This window comes from Micromonospora parathelypteridis (assembly GCF_014201145.1).
GTDB classification, from domain to species: Bacteria; Actinomycetota; Actinomycetes; order Mycobacteriales; family Micromonosporaceae; genus Micromonospora; species Micromonospora parathelypteridis.
In genome coordinates this window covers 1,143,832-1,158,865 of sequence record NZ_JACHDP010000001.1, presented here as the reverse complement: position 1 = coordinate 1,158,865, position 15,034 = coordinate 1,143,832, and the positions used below count along the sequence as shown (strand labels likewise).

Genomic DNA, 15,034 nt, shown 5'->3' with positions numbered 1-15,034 from the left:
AGAAGAGGACGACGAAGTGACCCAGAAGACGGCTTCGAGTGCCGACCTGACGTGGTTGCTGGATGACCTGGTGGGCCGGGTGAAGCAGGCCGAGCACGCGGTCGCGCTCTCCACCGACGGCCTGTTGATGGCCTCCACCCAGGGGCTGAGCCGGGACGACGGCGAGCACCTTGCGGCGATGGCAGCCGGCATCCAGAGCCTGGCCCGAGGCGCCGGCAAGCGCTTCGGTGGCGGGCAGGTGCAGCAGACCATCATCGAGATGCAGTCGTCGTTCCTGTTCGTCACCGCGGCCGGCCGCAACGCCTGCCTGGCGGTGCTGGCCACCGAGGACGCCGACGTCGGTCTGATCGCGTACGAGATGGCGATGCTGGTCACCCGCGTCGGCAAGTACGTCGCATCCCCGTCCCGTACCGAGCAACTGGCCGGCGAGAGGTAGCGGCGATGACGGTCCAGGGGGAGTCCGCAGACCAACAGTGGGTGGATGACCATGCGGGTCCGGTGGTGCGCCCGTACGCGGTGACGCGCGGTCGGGCCCGCCCGGTCACCGGCACGTTCGACCTGATCTCCCTGGTCACCGCGACCCGAGCCGAGGTCACGCCGGAGATCGGTATCGGTCCGGAGCATTTGGCGATCGTCGGGCTGTGCCAGCGCATACAGTCCGTCGCCGAGATCGCCGCCCATCTCGACCTGCCGGTGGGCACCATCCGGGTGCTCCTCGGTGATCTGGCGGCACGCAGCCTGGTGCAGGTTCGCGAGCCGCAGACCACGGCCGGTCTTCCCGACAACAGCATCTTCGAGGCGGTAATCAATGGACTACGGGCACTCTGACCGGCCGGCGGGAGCGACCCCACTGCCCACCGCGATCAAGATTCTGGTCGCCGGCGGCTTCGGCGTGGGCAAGACGACCATGGTCGGCGCGGTCAGCGAGACCCGGCCGTTGCGCACCGAGGAGGTGCTGACGGAGTCAGGGGTCGGCATCGACGACCTGTCCGGGGTGGAGGGCAAGACCACCACCACCGTGGCCATGGACTTCGGCCGGATCACCATCAGCGACGACCTGGTGCTGTACCTGTTCGGCACGCCCGGGCAGGACCGGTTCTGGTTCGTCTGGGACGAGCTGGCGCTGGGCGCCATCGGCGCGGTGGTGCTGGCCGACACCCGCCGGCTCGCCGACTGCTTCCCGTCGATTGACTACTTCGAGGGCCGCGGCACGCCCTTCGTGGTCGCGGTGAACTGCTTCGAGGGCGCCCGGCAGTACCGGCTCGACGAGGTGCAGGCCGCGCTGAACCTGGACCCGGGGGTGCCGGTGCTGCTCTGCGACGCCCGGCAGCGGGAGTCCAGCAAGGAGGTGCTCGTCACGCTGATGGAGCACGCCATGAAGACCCGCGAGGCCCGCCGCCGCGCCGCGAACGGAAACTGACCGAGGTTTTTTCGGGGGAGGGTGTCCGGAACGGCCCCGGCCGATCGTCATGCTGGTGATACCCGAAGACACCAGGGAGCGACACCAGATGAAGTACATGATGTTCGTCTGCACCGACAGCGCGCCGGACACCGACCCGACCGACGCCCCCGACATCGACAAGTGGGTGGCCGAGAACGACGCCCGCGGTCGACGCGTCGCCGGCGACCAGTTGGCGCCGACCGCCGCGGCCACCACGATCCGGGTACGCGACGGCGAACTGCTCGTCTCCGAGGGGCCGTTCGCGGAGACCACCGAGGTGATCGTGGGCTTCGACCTGCTCGACTGCGCGGACCTGGACGAGGCGATCGAGGTGGCGCGGGCACACCCGATGGCCCGACACGGGCGGCTGGAACTGCGCCCGTTCGCGGACCTGTCCGCCTGACGGGTTGTCCACACCGCAGCGCCGGCCGTCGTGCACCTCGGCGCCGGCCGACGCGGCCGCGGCGGAGGCCGTCGCGGCCGCCAGCGTCGAGGCGTACCCCCGGATCGTCGCGGCCCTGATCCGGGTGACCGGGGACTGGGCGCTGGCCGAGGACTGCGCCCAGGAGGCGCTGACCGTCGCCCTGGAGCGCTGGCCCGACGACGGCGTGCCGAACAACCCGGGTGGCTGGCTCATGACGGTGGCCCGTAACCGGGCGCTCGACGTGCTGCGTCGGGCCACCGTGGAGCGTCGCAAGCTGCACGACCTGGCGCTCCTCACACCGGCCGAGACGCAGCCCGAGCCCGAGGTGGGGGCGGACGTGGTGGACGACCGACTGCGCCTGATCTTCACCTGCTGCCACCCGGCGCTGGCCATGGAAGCCCGGGTGGCGCTGACCCTGCGGACCGTGTGCGGTGTGCCGACCGTGGACATCGCTCGACTCCTGCTGGTCAGCGAGTCGACGATGACCCGGCGGTTGACCCGTGCCCGGACCCGCATCGCGCAGGCCGGCATCCCGTACCGGGTACCGAGCGGACCGGCGCTGCCCGAGCGGCTGCCCGGCGTCCTCGCCGTGCTGTACCTGTTGTTCACCCGGGGCTACGTCGCCGACGGGGAGCCGGCCTTCGCTGACGAGGCGGTCCGGCTGGCTCGACTGCTCGACCGGCTGATGCCGGAGCAGTCCGAGGTGGCCGCGCTGCTGGCGCTGTTCCTGTTCCAACACTCCCGTGCCGAGGCCCGCCGCGACGCCGCCGGCAACCTGCTCACCCTGCAGCGGCAGGATCGCCGCCGGTGGGACCGCGCCGCCATCACCGAGGGCCTGGCCGCGCTCGAACGGGTACGCCACGACGGGCCATACGCGTGGCAGGCCCGGATCGCCGCCTGCCACGCCACCGCGACGTCCGCCGACTCCACCGACTGGCCCGCGATCGCACGGGCCTACGACGCGCTGATCGGCATCCAGCCCTCGCCGGTGATCGCGCTCAACCGAGCGGTCGCGCACAGCCACGCGTACGGGCCGGCCGCCGGGTTGGGGCTGCTCGACGCGGCACACGTCGGGGGAGGGTTGGACGGCAACCCGCTCGCCGTGGCCGTGCGGGCCGATCTGGTGGCCCGGCAGGGTGACCGGACGCGCGGGGCCATCCTGTTCCGGGAGGCTGCGGCAAGGGTGGGCTCGGCCGCTGAACGCCGCGCACTGCTCGACCGGGCTGACGAACTCGCCCCGTAGCCGTGAACGCGGCAGGGCCCCTACCCGCCGGGCGGCGAGCAGGGGCCCTGGTGACGTTGGTACGTCAGTTGGCGATCATGCGGCGCAGCACGTACTGCAGGATGCCGCCGTGCCGGTAGTAGTCCGCCTCACCGGGAGTGTCGATCCGCACCACGGCGTCGAACTCCACGCCGGTGTCGGTGTTGACCCGCACGGTGCGCGGGGTCTCACCGTCGTTGAGCGCGGTCACCCCGGTGAAGGTGAACGACTCGGTGCCGGTGAGACCCAGCGACTCGGCGGTGACGTCCACCGGGAACTGCAGCGGCAGCACGCCCATGCCGATGAGGTTGGAGCGGTGGATCCGCTCGTACGACTCGGCGATGACCGCCCGGACGCCCAGCAGCATCGTGCCCTTGGCCGCCCAGTCCCGCGACGAACCGGAGCCGTACTCCTTGCCGGCCAGCACGACCAGCGGGATGCCGGCCTCCTGGTAGGCCACGGAGGCGTCGTAGATTGAGGTCTGCTCACCGGTGAGGTGGTTGACGGTGAAGCCGCCCTCCACCCCGGGCACCAGCTGGTTGCGCAGCCGGATGTTGGCGAAGGTGCCCCGGATCATGACCTCGTGGTTGCCCCGGCGGGAGCCGTACGAGTTGAACTCGTGGCGCGGTACACCGTGCTCGGCGAGGTACGTCCCGGCCGGGGAGTCGGCCTTGATGGCGCCGGCCGGCGAGATGTGGTCGGTGGTCACCGAGTCACCCAGCTTGGCCAGCACCCGGGCGTCGGCGATGTCCACGACCGGGCTCGGCTCCTGCTGCATGCCCTCGAAGTACGGGGGCTTGCGCACGTAGGTGGAGTCGCTCTCCCACGCGAAGGTGTCACCGGTCGGGGTCGGCAGCGACTGCCACCGCTCGTCGCCGGCGAAGACGTCGGCGTACGCCGCGCTGAACCCGGTGGCGCCGATCGCCTGGGCGATGACGTCCTGGATCTCGGCGCTGTTCGGCCAGATCTCGCGCAGGTAGACCGGGTTGCCCTCGGTGTCCTCACCGATCGGCTCGTTGGCCAGGTCGATGTCCATCGTGCCGGCGAGGGCGTAGGCGACCACCAGCGGCGGGGACGCCAGGTAGTTCATCTTGACGTCCGGGTTGATCCGGCCCTCGAAGTTCCGGTTGCCCGAGAGCACCGAGACCACCGACAGGTCGTGCTCGTTGACCGCGGCGGACACCTCCTCGGGCAGCGGGCCCGAGTTGCCGATGCAGGTGGTGCAGCCGTAGCCGACCAGGTTGAAGCCGAGCTTGTTCAGGTACGGCGTGAGGCCGGCCCGCTCGTAGTAGTCCATGACGACCTTCGAGCCGGGCGCCAGGGTGGTCTTCACCCACGGCTTGCGGGTCAGGCCCTTGTCGACCGCGTTACGGGCCAGCAGCGCGGCACCGATCATCACCTGCGGGTTGGACGTGTTGGTGCACGAGGTGATCGCGGCGATCACCACGGCGCCGTGGTCCAGCTCGTACTGCACGCCGTCGGAACCGGTGACCCGGATCGGGTTGCTGGCCCGGCCACCCGCGCCAACCGCCGCGGTCTCCAGGTCGCGCGGCTCGTCGGCCGGGTCGCTGAACTCGTTGGCCGGCGGGTCGCTGGCCGGGAACGACTCGGCGCTGGCCTCGTCGGCCGGGCCGTTGGCGCCGCGCGGCAGCTCCTCGCGGGGCACACCCGGCTTGAGGTCGCGCTCACCGACGGTGTCGTCGGCGACGTAGTCGGTCAGCGCCGAGCGGAACAGCGTCTTCGCAGCGCCCAGCGGCACCCGGTCCTGCGGGCGCTTCGGGCCGGCGAGCGACGGCTCGATGGTGCCGAGATCCAGCTCCAGGCGCTCCGAGTACTCCGGCTCGGCCTCCGGGTCGTGCCAGAGGCCCTGCTCCTTGGCGTACGCCTCGACGAGCGCGACCTGCGCGGCGTCGCGGCCGGTCAGCTCCAGGTAGCGGACGGTCTCCGCGTCGATCGGGAAGATCGCCACGGTCGAGCCGTACTCCGGGGACATGTTGCCGATGGTCGCCCGGTTGGCCAGCGGCACGGCGCTCACGCCGGGGCCGTAGAACTCGACGAACTTGCCGACCACGCCGTGCTTGCGCAGCATCTCGGTGATGGTCAGCACCAGGTCGGTGGCGGTGGTGCCGGCCGGCATCTCGCCGGAGAGCTTGAAGCCCACCACCCGGGGGATCAGCATGCTGACCGGCTGGCCGAGCATCGCGGCCTCGGCCTCGATGCCGCCGACGCCCCAGCCCAGCACACCCAGGCCGTTGACCATCGTGGTGTGCGAGTCGGTGCCGACCACGGTGTCCGGGTAGGCCTGGCCGTTGCGCTCCATGATGGTACGGGCCAGGTACTCGATGTTGACCTGGTGCACGATGCCGGTGCCCGGCGGGACGACCTTGAACTCGTTGAACGCGGTCTGACCCCAGCGCAGGAACTGGTAGCGCTCCTTGTTGCGCTCGTACTCCAGCTCGACGTTGCGGGCGAACGCGTCCTCGCGGCCGAACAGGTCGGCGATCACCGAGTGGTCGATGACCAGCTCGGCCGGAGCGAGGGGGTTGACCTTGCTGGCGTCGCCGCCCAGGTCACGCACGGCCTCGCGCATGGTGGCCAGGTCGACCACGCAGGGCACACCGGTGAAGTCCTGCATGAGCACCCGCGCCGGGGTGAACTGGATCTCGACGCTGGGGGCGGCGGTGGGGTCCCACCCGCCGAGCTGACGGATGTGGTCGGCGGTGATGTTCGCGCCGTCCTCGGTCCGCAGCAGGTTCTCCAGCAGGATCTTCAGGCTGTACGGCAGTCGGGCGTAGCCCTCCACCTTGTCGATCTTGAAAATCTCGTAGCTCGCGTCTCCGACGCGTAGCTGGGTCTTCGCACCGAAGGTGTCGAGGCTCGCCACGTCGTACTCCTTCACACCAGCGACCGTGAGTAGTCCTGAGCAGTCTGTCGCACCGGTTGGGGTGCCGCCGAGGTTAGGTCGCACTTACCGGCGATTCCGCTCTCAACAAAACCGTACGTCCGTCTTGCTAGTTGCGCAACCTGAGCGTCGGCTCCTCGTCCCGCCTCACCCCTAGCCTCCTAGGACGGCGTACGCGGTGTGGGCACTCCCGCGCGTTCCACCTGCGGCACCTGCGTCCGACCCGCCACCGGTAGGGTTCGAGGCCCGCCGGGAAAGGGGTCCACCGATGTTCGACGTCCAGCACTGGCTGGTGTCGCTGCCGCCGATCGCGGTCTACCTGCTCGTCGGCGGGGTGATCGGCGTGGAGAGCATGGGCATCCCGCTACCCGGTGAGATCGTCCTGGTCAGCTCGGCCCTGCTCGCCGCCACCGGCGTGGTGGAACCGGAGTGGGTGGCCACCGCCGCGGCGTTCGGCGCCATTGTCGGCGACTCCATCGGGTACGCCGTTGGCCGACGCGGAGGTCGTCCGCTGCTCGCCCGGCTGGGCAGGCGGTTCCCGAAACACCTCGGCCCGCCGCAGCTCGCCCGTGCCGAGCAGAGCTTCGCCCGGTACGGCGTCTGGGCGGTCTTCTTCGGTCGGTTCGTGGCGCTGCTGCGAATCCTGGCCGGGCCGCTCGCCGGGGCACTGCACGTGCCCTACCGCCGGTTCCTGCTGGCCAACGCGGCAGGCGGGCTGGTCTGGGCGTTCGGCACCACCTACCTGCTGTTCACCGTGGGCCGGGCGGCCGAGCACTGGCTGAAGGACATCTCCTGGGCCGGGCTGGTCCTCGCGGTGCTCGCTGGTCTCGCCAGCACCTGGTGGCTGCGCCGACGGGCCCACCGGTTCGAGGCGCCCGACGGCGTGCAGGCGGCTGAGGTGGCCCCCGGCCGTCAGGCGGCCGAGGTGGCCCCCGGCGTCGATTCGGTCCGCGCGGGCAACGAGCACTGACTCAGGCATGCCGAAGGGCCGGGCCCCGTGGTTGGGGTCCGGCCCTTCGGCATGGTCGTGGTGTGCTGGTGCGGGGGTCAGCTGGTGGCGTAGCCGCGGGTGGCGATCCAGTCGGCGAGGTGCTCGACGGTGATGTCGTAGGCGGCTTGGTTGGGGTCGGCGGAGTCGGCGATGGTGACGGTGTTGCCGTTGTCGTGGTAGCCGACGACGCTGATGTAGTGCCCGCCTTCGTAGGAGTGGGTGGTGCCGGTGGTGTCGGTGCTGGTGCCGGCGATGTTCGCGACGACGGCGCGGCCCTGGTCGACGGTCTTGACGACGTCGGCGCGCAGGGTGTCGGTCTGCTTGGCGTCAGCGTCGGGGCTGCTGATCTCCACGGACCGGTACGCGTCGGGCTTGCCGGTTTCCTTGTTCAGCACGGGGGTGATGTCGTTGATGGAGTTGGTGCCGGCTTCGGTGGTGCCCATTTCCTTGGCCATGTCGTCGACGTTGATGTTCTTGCCCTGCACGGACAGGGCGTTACGGGTGGCGGCGGGGCCGCAGTAGTAGAAGTTCGGCTGCGCCTCGTAGCGGACACCGAGCTCCCGCTCACCGGAGGGCTTGCGGTCGTTCTGCGTCTGCGAGGTCGGCTTGGCGTCGGTTGCGGCGTAGGCGGCGGTGACGGGGCCGGCGATAGCGCCGCCGGTGAAGGCGAGCCCAGCAGCGGTCAGGGCGGTCTTACGGATCAGATCGGTACGCATGATGGCGTGCTCCTCTGCATTTCGGGGGTGCCCGCACAGCACTCGACAGGGGTGCGTGGCCGTGCGGGAAGTTCTCGCAAACGGCCCGGCGATCAGGGGGACCTGCTCGGGCGTCGCGGGGGGTGTAACCGGGGTGGCCTGCCGGGTGTTCCCGGCGGCTGCCGTGCACCACGACCCGACAGTCGCGGTGCCATGCCAGGTATAACGACCCCGGCCGGCCCCTGATTCCACGTGGGGGGTGGCATCGACCACGGGACACCAGTCCACACAACCGGCCGGACGAGGCAGACGGGCCATTACCAAACCGGACATTGAGCCTCAATAGCATGTCGGGGCTGATAGTCGTCAGACGGGCTGAGCCGGCCCCTTGCAGGTCGAGTACGGCGTCCACGACGCGCTGCCACCAGGCAACATCTAGGCTCTGACCGAGAGGGGTGGATCATGGACGCTGCATTTTGCCGGGCTCTGGCTCCTTTCCCGCCCGAGGTCGGCCGATGAGCACAGTGGCATTCCTGAACATCGCCATGCACGGGCACATCAACCCGACATTGCCCGTTGTGGGCGAGCTTGTTCGTCGTGGTCACTCCGTCACCTACCACACGACGCCGGCCTACGCCGAGGAGGTCGCGGCCACCGGCGCGCGAGTGCTCCTCTACTCCGGGGACGAGCTACCGCTCTCCGGGCCGCCGACGCCCGTCACGCTGATGGAGCAGCTTGCGCGTACCGCCGTACGCGTGCTGCCGGCCGTCCTCACCGACCTGAGGGGCGCCCGGCCCGATTTGATCGTTCACGACTCCCTCTGCCCGTGGGGGCCGGTGGCCGCCCGGGAACTCGGCGTGCCGCCAGCATCGTCGTTCACCACGTTCGCCTTCAACCGGCGCGTGCCCAGTCCGACCCGCGGCTCCCGGGAGCTGCTCACCGCGGCGGTGGCCCTTCCCCGTCCCACTATGGGGTACCTGAGGTCGCGCTGGGAGCTGCGTCGCCGGTACGACACAGGCACGTTGCCCCTGATCGACCTGGCCAACATCCGTCAGCCGCTCAACCTGGTCTACACCTCGCGGGCGTTCCATCCCGAGGCGGACAGTTTCGACCAGTCCTACCAGTTCGTCGGACCGAGCATCGGCGGCCGCCCAGCAGACTCGTCGTTCCCGGTCGATCGACTGCGGGACCCCGTGATGTACGCCTCGATGGGCACGGTGTTCGACGCCCCGCGGCTGCTGCGCACCTTCGCCGACGCGCTCGCCCCGCTGGGTGGCACGGTGATCGTTTCCACGGGACACACCAATCCCACCGCGCTTGGCCCGCTACCGGGCAACGTGCTCGCCTTCCGTTCCGTACCGCAGTTGGAGGTGCTGGCCCGCGCAGCGCTGTTCATCACTCACGGTGGGGTGAACAGCGTCAACGAGGCCCTGTACGCCGGCACCCCGATGCTGGTGGTCCCGCAGGGCGCTGACCAGCTGCTGGTGGCTTCCCGCATCGTCGAACTCGATGCCGGCCTGTCGATCCGTACCGAGGACGTCACGGTGGAGATCGTGCGGGCCCTCGCTCAGCGTCTGATCGAGGAGCCTCGATTCCGGGCCGCCGCGAGCACCCTGCAGGTCGCCCAGCGTCAGGCGGGCGGCTATGCGCGTGCCGCCGACGTCCTGGAGGACTTCGTGCAGCAGACCGGCTCGGTCACTCAGCCGGGCTCCGCCGATCTGCCACCGCAGGGCTGACCGATGTCTCCCGTCGTCGCCGTCCTGCTGTTGGTCGCCGGGCTGTCCGAGGCCGCCGGGCGTCTCCTGCCGGTGGTGGCACGCCTGTCCGGCGTGTCGCACGCGAGGGTGGTCGGGTTGTTGCTGGCGGGCGCGATCGTTGACGGCGCAGTGTTCGCGCTCTGGCCGCTGTCCGCGTGGGCCGTTGCCGGTCTGGTGCTGCCCGCCGCACCGTCCGACGAGACGGCACTGGTCTGGACACCGGGCCTGGCCGCTCCGCTGGTGCTTGCTGGAGTCCTCGCGTTCCCGCTGCTCGGGCCACTGCTGCACCTGTTGCTCATGGTGGGGGTGGGGGTCGGCCTCGCCGGTGCGCTCGCCACGGTGGCCGGAGTCGGCTGGTGGGAGGCCGCCGGCTGCGTAGCGGTCGCCGGTGTCGGGCTCGGCGTCTCCGTCGAGGCCGTCCGCCGCCTTGTCGTGAAGCTCAACACCACCCGAGCACCGGAGCCAGTCGCGTGATCGGACTGGCGCTCCTGCTGCTGCTCGGAGGGCTCGGACTGGTGCTGATCGCCGAGGCCCTGCTTGCCCGCTACGAGGTGCTGGTTTACGTCGCCGGCTGGCGCCCACCCACCATCTCGCGCCCCGACGGCACGTCCTACGCCCGCGGGGCGGATCCGAACCGCCCTCCGGACGCCTACCTGATCTATCTGGACGGCATCGGGAAACGCCGTTTCCACGACACCCGCGACGGTGGCCGACTGGTCAAGAGCCTGATCAACCGAGCGCCGGAGCTCAGGGTGCTGGGCCAGGTGCAGCCCTACTCCCCGCTGGCCGTGCCGCTCGCCGACCGGCCGGTCTGGGCCTGGCTTCGCCGCCACATCGGGCTGCTGCTGTTCCTGCACAACGTGATGCAGATCTTCGTCGCCGCCGACCGCCGATACCGTCCCCTGTACAACCGTGCCGTCGGTGCACAGATCGCCACCGAGCTCCGGGTCGCCGGTTACCGACCGGACAGCGGTATACCCGTCGTACTGCTCAGTTACAGCGGTGGCGCCCAGGTCGCCAGCGGTGCGGTGAACGAACTGTGGTCCCAGCTGCGCACCCCGCTTTGGTTGATCACTCTCGGCGGTTTCCACAACGGTGCCAACGACATCACCCATGCCCAGCACCTCTACCGGCTCACCAGCGCTGGCGACTGGATTGAGCGAGTCGGCACCTGGATCTTCCCGCAGCGGTGGCGGCTGTTCCGCTGGAGCGGATGGAACCGGGCGGAGCGCGAAGGGAAGATCACCGTGCACCGGCTCGACCCCGCCACTCACATCGGCTCCCGCAGCTACATCGCCCCGGAGGCCCGCTTACCCGATGGCCGCAGCCACCTCGACCGGACCACCGACACCGTGATCGCGCTGATCCGGGATCGCCTCAGCCTGACTGCGGAGACCGACGGCCCGCTGCCCTGAAGGCTCACACGTCGGGGTTCAAACCGGCCTGCTGATTCGCCTCCGTCTGGGGGAGTCCGGAGACCTGGAGCAGCTGACTGACGACAACGCGCAGTTGCGAGACGACGACAGCCCCGGAGGACCCGACACCCTCAGCGCATGCCTCGTTGATATCAGTGATCACCTGTAGCGCTCGCTCCCGCGCGCGATCCGGCTCCCGTCCGGCCAGGAAGTCACGATGCAGAAGCCTGAACGCCTGGCCGAAGTGCTCGATCGCTGTGGAGAGGCCGGCCGGCAGCGTCTCCCGGGCCTGTAGTGCCGACACCGCCCATTGCAACATTTCGCGGCTGCTGGTGTAGGCGAGTTCCAGGTGCTCGGCCGCCCGCGCGTACCGACGCATGATGCCCAGCCGTCGTCTCCGCCACGGAGAGAGAAGCGCGACTTCGCATGCTGCGGCGACCACGTCGGTGGTGTTACGTCGTTCCGCCTCTGCCGCACGCAGCCGCTGCAGGGCATCCTCGGCCTGCCGCACGTCGCGGTGAACCATCGCATTGGCGGTAGCGGTCATTTCCCGGGCGATGGCATCGACTGTCGGACCAGCGGCGCGGTGGACGATCCGTACCGGATTGAGCGGCAGAATCAGCAAGGCCACCACGATGGCCACCAGGACACCGACCAACGCATTCGCTGTGCGCGGAACGGCCAGGTCCGGCCGTTCCGGAGACACCGTTCCGAGCAGGACGGCGGTGCTTCCCGCCTGCACCATGACAGCTCCGGTGCCTCGAAATACGGCGGCCGCCGAAATGGCCAGTGCCACGACCACGCCGGTCTGTATCGGTCCCGCCCCGATGAACCGTATGAGCCCGTTTCCGACCAGCACCCCCAGGATCACCCCGGCGAGAAGTTCCAGAGTTCGACGGGCTCGATTACCGATGGCCGCCGCGATCGTGCCGACCGCGGCGGCGGGTGCGAACAGCGGCTGCGGATTGTGCAGTACGTCGCTCGCAACGAACCAGGCCAACCCGGCGGCCACACCCGCCTGCACCGCGAGGATGAGGTAGGTGCGAAGCCGTTCATAGGCCTCCCGGCCCTCGCGCAGCGCACTCTTCGCCGGTCGGGCACCCCGACGTCTGCTGCGCACGTCTCACCCCCCCACCACCGATCGGCTCTCTGACGATCGTCGTACGACGGCGAACGTCGGGTGTGGGAGATCCCCAATCTGGTGCGCCACCGACGGGAGCCTGGGCATCCCGGGGGGGGGTATCCGGCCGGCGGGGTGGGGTCAGCCGGCGTTGAGCAGGTCCTGGACGGCGTCGCGGGCGGCCAGGACGGGCCGTCTCGGATTGCGGGCTGTGCTGAGATTATCGAAGGGGTGCTGCCCGTCCGGCACCTCGATCACCAGCATCGGCCAACCCTGGGCGGTCGCCGCGGGGAGGAACGCGTCGACGCCAGCCAGGACCGGTGGATGTCCTGCCGTGCACCACCACGATGGCGGGCGCCGGACCGGTGTGGGTGGGCAGGTGCGGGTCGACGTTGCCGTGTCGTTTGACCGGAGCGGCCGGGGTGGACAGGACGAAGCGCCGCTGCGCGACGGGCGTCGTCATGCCCCCATCGTATCGATCATCGACCTGACCGACTTTCCATTGGCGATCTACAGGAGACGGTCGGTCAAGTCGAGTCGCCCGGCTTGGCGGTGTCGCCGGCCTGGGCGTGCCGTTCCAGTAGTCGCTGCCGGATCTCCTCCGGGGTGTACGCGCGCCGACGCCGTTCGGCTCGCGCGATGACCACGCCGGAGGCCGCGACGCCGGCGAGGCCGGCCAGCCCGAGGACCTTCCACCACCGCATTCGTTGCCGCATCGGCCTAGGCTAGACCCTCATGAGCATCAGCCTGGATGAGGCCGTCGAGTTGACCCGCACCGGCGACGTGTGGGTGTTCCGGGGTCGCAGCGTGCCGGACCGGGCGATCCAGTTCACCACCAACAGCCCGGTCAACCACGTCGGGATGGCGGTGGTGCTGGACGACATGCCGCCGTTGATGTGGCACGCGGAGCTGGGCAGGTCGTTGCCGGATCTGTGGTCGGGCACCCACCAGCGCGGCGTCCAGCTGCACGACCTGCGGGACGCGGTCTGCGTCTGGGCCAACCGGTACGGCCAGCGGGCCTGGCTGCGGCAGCTCGACCCGCCGGCCGACGGGGAGATGGAGCGGGCGGTGCTGCGCACGATCGCGCGGTTGGACGGCACGCCGTTCCCGTCGACGGCCCAGCTGGCGTGGCGTTGGGTGCGTGGTCGGGTGCCGGCGCTGCCGCGCCCCGGCCGGCCGGCACCTCGGCCAACCCCGGCCACCCCCGCCGGCCCGGCCGGACGAGCGGGGGAGCGGGACCGGGCGCTGGAGACGGCGTACTGCGCTGAGGTGGTGGCGGTGACCTATGAGGAGATGGGGTTGTTGCCGGCGGGCCGGCGTCCGAACTGGTATGACCCGGGACGGTTCTGGAGCGGGGACGACCTGGGTCTGGCCGCCGGCGCCCGGCTGGGTTCGGAGATCGAGGTGCGGGTGCCGCAGCGCTGAGGTTTGACCGACCGGGTTGTCCGCGGGGTCGAGCCGTTTTCCGGGGGGCGTCGGCCGGTTGGCCCGATCCGTACCCGCCCGGTTTCCGGTCGGCGCGGTCCTGGCTACGCTGTCGCGTCGGTGGGGACGAGGGGAGACCTGATGGCGGTGCGGCCGGACGGTGCGGCAGGGTCGCGGGCGGCTCGGGTGTTGGCATCGGCGCCGTGGGTCGTGGTGCTGCTTGGTGTGGGTGCGCTGGCGGTGCTCCTGGTGATCGCGCTGGTGTCGTTCCGGGGCAGGGAGCGGGACGCCGTGCCGCAGGCGGCGCCTCCGGTGTTCCTGCCGACTGTGCCGGCCGCCGCGTCGGCCACCGGTGGGCCGACTCCGGTCGGCGCGGAGCGGCGCTCGGTGTCGCCGCGGCCGTCACGCAGCAGTCGGACACCGTCGCCGCGTGTCACCGTGAGCAGTTCGCCGACTCCGGGGCGGACGAGCGCCCCGGCGGTGCCGCTGGTGCCGGCGGCTGACACGGTCAAGGCCCGGTACCAGGTCGGGACGAACGGCTGGGACGGTGACGCGGCGGTGCTGTCCATCGAGAACGAGTCGAGTCGGTCGGTGGACTGGTCGGTGGAGTTGGCGTTCGACGACGACATGCGGGCTCTGCGGGTCAGCGACGACTCGGGAATCTCGGTGCGGGGGCGTGGGAACGGCGAGTTCGTGTTGCGTGGTACCCGTTCGCTGGACCCGGGTGCCTCTCGGACGCTGCGGCTGCGTCTCGGCTGGGGTGACTCGGCGGAGCGGCCGCTTCGGTGCACGATCAACGGGGTCGACTGTCGGCTCGGCTGAGCTGTCGGCGCTTCCGGCCTCGGCCGCCGATCGTTAGGCTGCCCGGACGGTCCGCTGAGGGAGGTTCATGTCCGGCATGCGTCGTGCCCCGCGACTGCCGCACGGTCCGGCTGCGATCGTGTCGTCGCCCTGGATCGTGGTGGGCGCTGGTGTCGTCGTGATGGTGGTCCTGCTCTTCGTGGCCCTGGGCGCGTACCGGGGGCGTAGTCCTGCGCCGGACGGCGCGCCGGTGCCGCCGGCGTTGCCGCTCCCGTCGGCGGTCGTTGCGCCGAGCGCGCCCACGTCGGTGTCGGCTCCGGCGTCGTCGCCGGCCCCGGTGCTGCCGGGCCTGTCCGGGCGTGCGAGCGGGCTGCCACCGAGTGCCGTGGCCGGGTCGCGGTCACCGTCGGGGAGTCCGTCTGTCGTCCCGACGGGTGGGCCGACGGTGACGCGGTCGCCGAGCCGGGCCCCGCAGGGGCGGCCGGCGATGAGTGGGCGGTACCGGGTGGTGCAGAGCTTCGACGGGGGTTTCATCGGCGAGGTGTCGATGGTCAACACCTCTGCCGAGAGCCGTGGTTGGACGGTTGCGCTGGAGTTCTCCGGGGGGCGGTTGGTGACCACCTGGGTGGAGGGCGTACCACAGGGGACGGTCCGACATGCCGGCAGCAGCTTCACGTACGTCAGTGGAGTGGACGTGCGGCCTGGTGGTTCGGTGTCGTTGCGGTTCCACCTGGAGCGGACTTCCAGCACCCCGCGGGCGTGCACGGTCGACGGGCTGCGCTGCAGCGGGTTCTGACCTCGA

The 15,034-nt window shown here is 70.6% G+C and carries 17 protein-coding genes; 12 read left to right on the top strand and 5 right to left on the bottom strand.

Annotated features, from left to right (window positions below):
* Positions 1 to 16 precede the first annotated feature (16 nt).
* From HNR20_RS04725 to HNR20_RS04705, 5 genes are all read left to right on the top strand, one after another.
* Complete coding sequence (locus HNR20_RS04725) at positions 17 to 436, top strand: roadblock/LC7 domain-containing protein (RefSeq protein ID WP_184176793.1); 420 nt, start codon at positions 17 to 19, stop codon at positions 434 to 436.
* Between the two features lie 5 nt (positions 437 to 441).
* Positions 442 to 828: a DUF742 domain-containing protein gene (locus HNR20_RS04720; protein WP_184176791.1), complete on the top strand. Its 387-nt coding sequence runs from the start codon at positions 442 to 444 to the stop codon at positions 826 to 828.
* Positions 809 to 1,420, top strand: coding sequence for a GTP-binding protein (locus HNR20_RS04715; protein ID WP_184176789.1), 612 nt, complete (start codon positions 809 to 811; stop codon positions 1,418 to 1,420). The genes HNR20_RS04720 and HNR20_RS04715 overlap by 20 nt, the downstream gene beginning before the upstream one ends.
* A gap of 88 nt (positions 1,421 to 1,508) precedes the next feature.
* On the top strand, positions 1,509 to 1,844 hold the full coding sequence (locus tag HNR20_RS04710) for a YciI family protein (protein WP_184176787.1): 336 nt from the start codon (positions 1,509 to 1,511) through the stop codon (positions 1,842 to 1,844).
* Between the two features lie 4 nt (positions 1,845 to 1,848).
* Positions 1,849 to 3,108, top strand: a complete 1,260-nt coding sequence (locus HNR20_RS04705; RefSeq protein WP_184176785.1) for an RNA polymerase sigma factor — start codon at positions 1,849 to 1,851, stop codon at positions 3,106 to 3,108.
* 64 nt (positions 3,109 to 3,172) lie between these two features.
* On the opposite strand, the gene HNR20_RS04700 is transcribed toward HNR20_RS04705, so the two are convergent.
* Positions 3,173 to 6,025: an aconitate hydratase gene (locus HNR20_RS04700; protein WP_184176783.1), complete on the bottom strand. Its 2,853-nt coding sequence runs from the start codon at positions 6,023 to 6,025 to the stop codon at positions 3,173 to 3,175.
* A 271-nt stretch (positions 6,026 to 6,296) separates the two neighbouring features.
* Here HNR20_RS04700 and HNR20_RS04695 point away from each other — a divergent pair, with 271 nt between their 5' ends.
* Positions 6,297 to 6,998 (top strand): DedA family protein, encoded by a 702-nt coding sequence (locus HNR20_RS04695; RefSeq protein ID WP_184176781.1) that lies wholly within the window; start codon positions 6,297 to 6,299, stop codon positions 6,996 to 6,998.
* Between the two features lie 77 nt (positions 6,999 to 7,075).
* Here the strand turns inward: HNR20_RS04695 and HNR20_RS04690 are convergent, their stop codons facing one another.
* A complete protein-coding gene (locus HNR20_RS04690; RefSeq protein WP_184176779.1) occupies positions 7,076 to 7,735 on the bottom strand; it encodes a C39 family peptidase in 660 nt (219 codons plus the stop codon).
* A gap of 494 nt (positions 7,736 to 8,229) precedes the next feature.
* On the opposite strand from HNR20_RS04690, the gene HNR20_RS04685 reads away from it, so the two are divergent.
* The 3 genes from HNR20_RS04685 to HNR20_RS04675 are packed head-to-tail and all read left to right on the top strand — an operon-like array spanning position 8,230 to position 10,886.
* Positions 8,230 to 9,450, top strand: a complete 1,221-nt coding sequence (locus HNR20_RS04685; RefSeq protein WP_184176777.1) for a macrolide family glycosyltransferase — start codon at positions 8,230 to 8,232, stop codon at positions 9,448 to 9,450.
* A gap of 3 nt (positions 9,451 to 9,453) precedes the next feature.
* Positions 9,454 to 9,945 carry a hypothetical protein gene (locus tag HNR20_RS04680; protein ID WP_184176775.1) on the top strand — a complete coding sequence of 164 codons (492 nt, stop codon included), beginning with the start codon at positions 9,454 to 9,456 and terminating at the stop codon, positions 9,943 to 9,945.
* Positions 9,942 to 10,886, top strand: a complete 945-nt coding sequence (locus HNR20_RS04675; protein WP_184176773.1) for a hypothetical protein — start codon at positions 9,942 to 9,944, stop codon at positions 10,884 to 10,886. Before HNR20_RS04680 ends, HNR20_RS04675 begins: the two co-directional genes overlap by 4 nt.
* Positions 10,887 to 10,890: 4 nt before the next feature.
* Here the strand turns inward: HNR20_RS04675 and HNR20_RS04670 are convergent, their stop codons facing one another.
* The 3 genes from HNR20_RS04670 to HNR20_RS04665 all read right to left on the bottom strand — a co-directional run bounded on the left by HNR20_RS04670 (position 10,891) and on the right by HNR20_RS04665 (position 12,722).
* Positions 10,891 to 12,006 carry an FUSC family protein gene (locus HNR20_RS04670; RefSeq protein WP_184176771.1) on the bottom strand — a complete coding sequence of 372 codons (1,116 nt, stop codon included), beginning with the start codon at positions 12,004 to 12,006 and terminating at the stop codon, positions 10,891 to 10,893.
* A gap of 141 nt (positions 12,007 to 12,147) precedes the next feature.
* Complete coding sequence (locus HNR20_RS32150) at positions 12,148 to 12,270, bottom strand: hypothetical protein (protein WP_260321780.1); 123 nt, start codon at positions 12,268 to 12,270, stop codon at positions 12,148 to 12,150.
* Positions 12,271 to 12,533: 263 nt separating this feature from the next.
* The gene (locus HNR20_RS04665) at positions 12,534 to 12,722 is read right to left on the bottom strand and encodes a hypothetical protein (RefSeq protein WP_184189379.1); all 189 of its coding nucleotides are present in this window, start codon (positions 12,720 to 12,722) and stop codon (positions 12,534 to 12,536) included.
* A 19-nt stretch (positions 12,723 to 12,741) separates the two neighbouring features.
* On the opposite strand from HNR20_RS04665, the gene HNR20_RS04660 reads away from it, so the two are divergent.
* The 3 genes from HNR20_RS04660 to HNR20_RS04650 all read left to right on the top strand — a co-directional run bounded on the left by HNR20_RS04660 (position 12,742) and on the right by HNR20_RS04650 (position 15,028).
* A complete protein-coding gene (locus HNR20_RS04660; protein ID WP_184176769.1) occupies positions 12,742 to 13,431 on the top strand; it encodes a hypothetical protein in 690 nt (229 codons plus the stop codon).
* A gap of 141 nt (positions 13,432 to 13,572) precedes the next feature.
* On the top strand, positions 13,573 to 14,253 hold the full coding sequence (locus HNR20_RS04655; RefSeq protein ID WP_184176767.1) for a hypothetical protein: 681 nt from the start codon (positions 13,573 to 13,575) through the stop codon (positions 14,251 to 14,253).
* Positions 14,254 to 14,320: 67 nt separating this feature from the next.
* Positions 14,321 to 15,028 (top strand): cellulose binding domain-containing protein, encoded by a 708-nt coding sequence (locus HNR20_RS04650; RefSeq protein WP_229687183.1) that lies wholly within the window; start codon positions 14,321 to 14,323, stop codon positions 15,026 to 15,028.
* Positions 15,029 to 15,034 lie beyond the last annotated feature (6 nt).

Excerpts from the sequence above, each read along its gene's own strand:
- HNR20_RS04715 (WP_184176789.1), top strand. The coding sequence starts at position 809 with ATGGACTACGGGCACTCTGACCGGCCGGCGGGAGCGACCCCACTGCCC.
- HNR20_RS04660 (WP_184176769.1), top strand. The coding sequence starts at position 12,742 with ATGAGCATCAGCCTGGATGAGGCCGTCGAGTTGACCCGCACCGGCGAC.
- HNR20_RS32150 (WP_260321780.1), bottom strand. The coding sequence starts at position 12,270 with ATGCTGGTGATCGAGGTGCCGGACGGGCAGCACCCCTTCGATAATCTC.
- HNR20_RS04680 (WP_184176775.1), top strand. The coding sequence starts at position 9,454 with ATGTCTCCCGTCGTCGCCGTCCTGCTGTTGGTCGCCGGGCTGTCCGAG.
- HNR20_RS04695 (WP_184176781.1), top strand. The coding sequence starts at position 6,297 with ATGTTCGACGTCCAGCACTGGCTGGTGTCGCTGCCGCCGATCGCGGTC.
- HNR20_RS04655 (WP_184176767.1), top strand. The coding sequence starts at position 13,573 with ATGGCGGTGCGGCCGGACGGTGCGGCAGGGTCGCGGGCGGCTCGGGTG.
- HNR20_RS04710 (WP_184176787.1), top strand. The coding sequence starts at position 1,509 with ATGAAGTACATGATGTTCGTCTGCACCGACAGCGCGCCGGACACCGAC.
- HNR20_RS04720 (WP_184176791.1), top strand. The coding sequence starts at position 442 with ATGACGGTCCAGGGGGAGTCCGCAGACCAACAGTGGGTGGATGACCAT.
- HNR20_RS04690 (WP_184176779.1), bottom strand. The coding sequence starts at position 7,735 with ATGCGTACCGATCTGATCCGTAAGACCGCCCTGACCGCTGCTGGGCTC.
- HNR20_RS04665 (WP_184189379.1), bottom strand. The coding sequence starts at position 12,722 with ATGCGGCAACGAATGCGGTGGTGGAAGGTCCTCGGGCTGGCCGGCCTC.
- HNR20_RS04650 (WP_229687183.1), top strand. The coding sequence starts at position 14,321 with ATGTCCGGCATGCGTCGTGCCCCGCGACTGCCGCACGGTCCGGCTGCG.
- HNR20_RS04685 (WP_184176777.1), top strand. The coding sequence starts at position 8,230 with ATGAGCACAGTGGCATTCCTGAACATCGCCATGCACGGGCACATCAAC.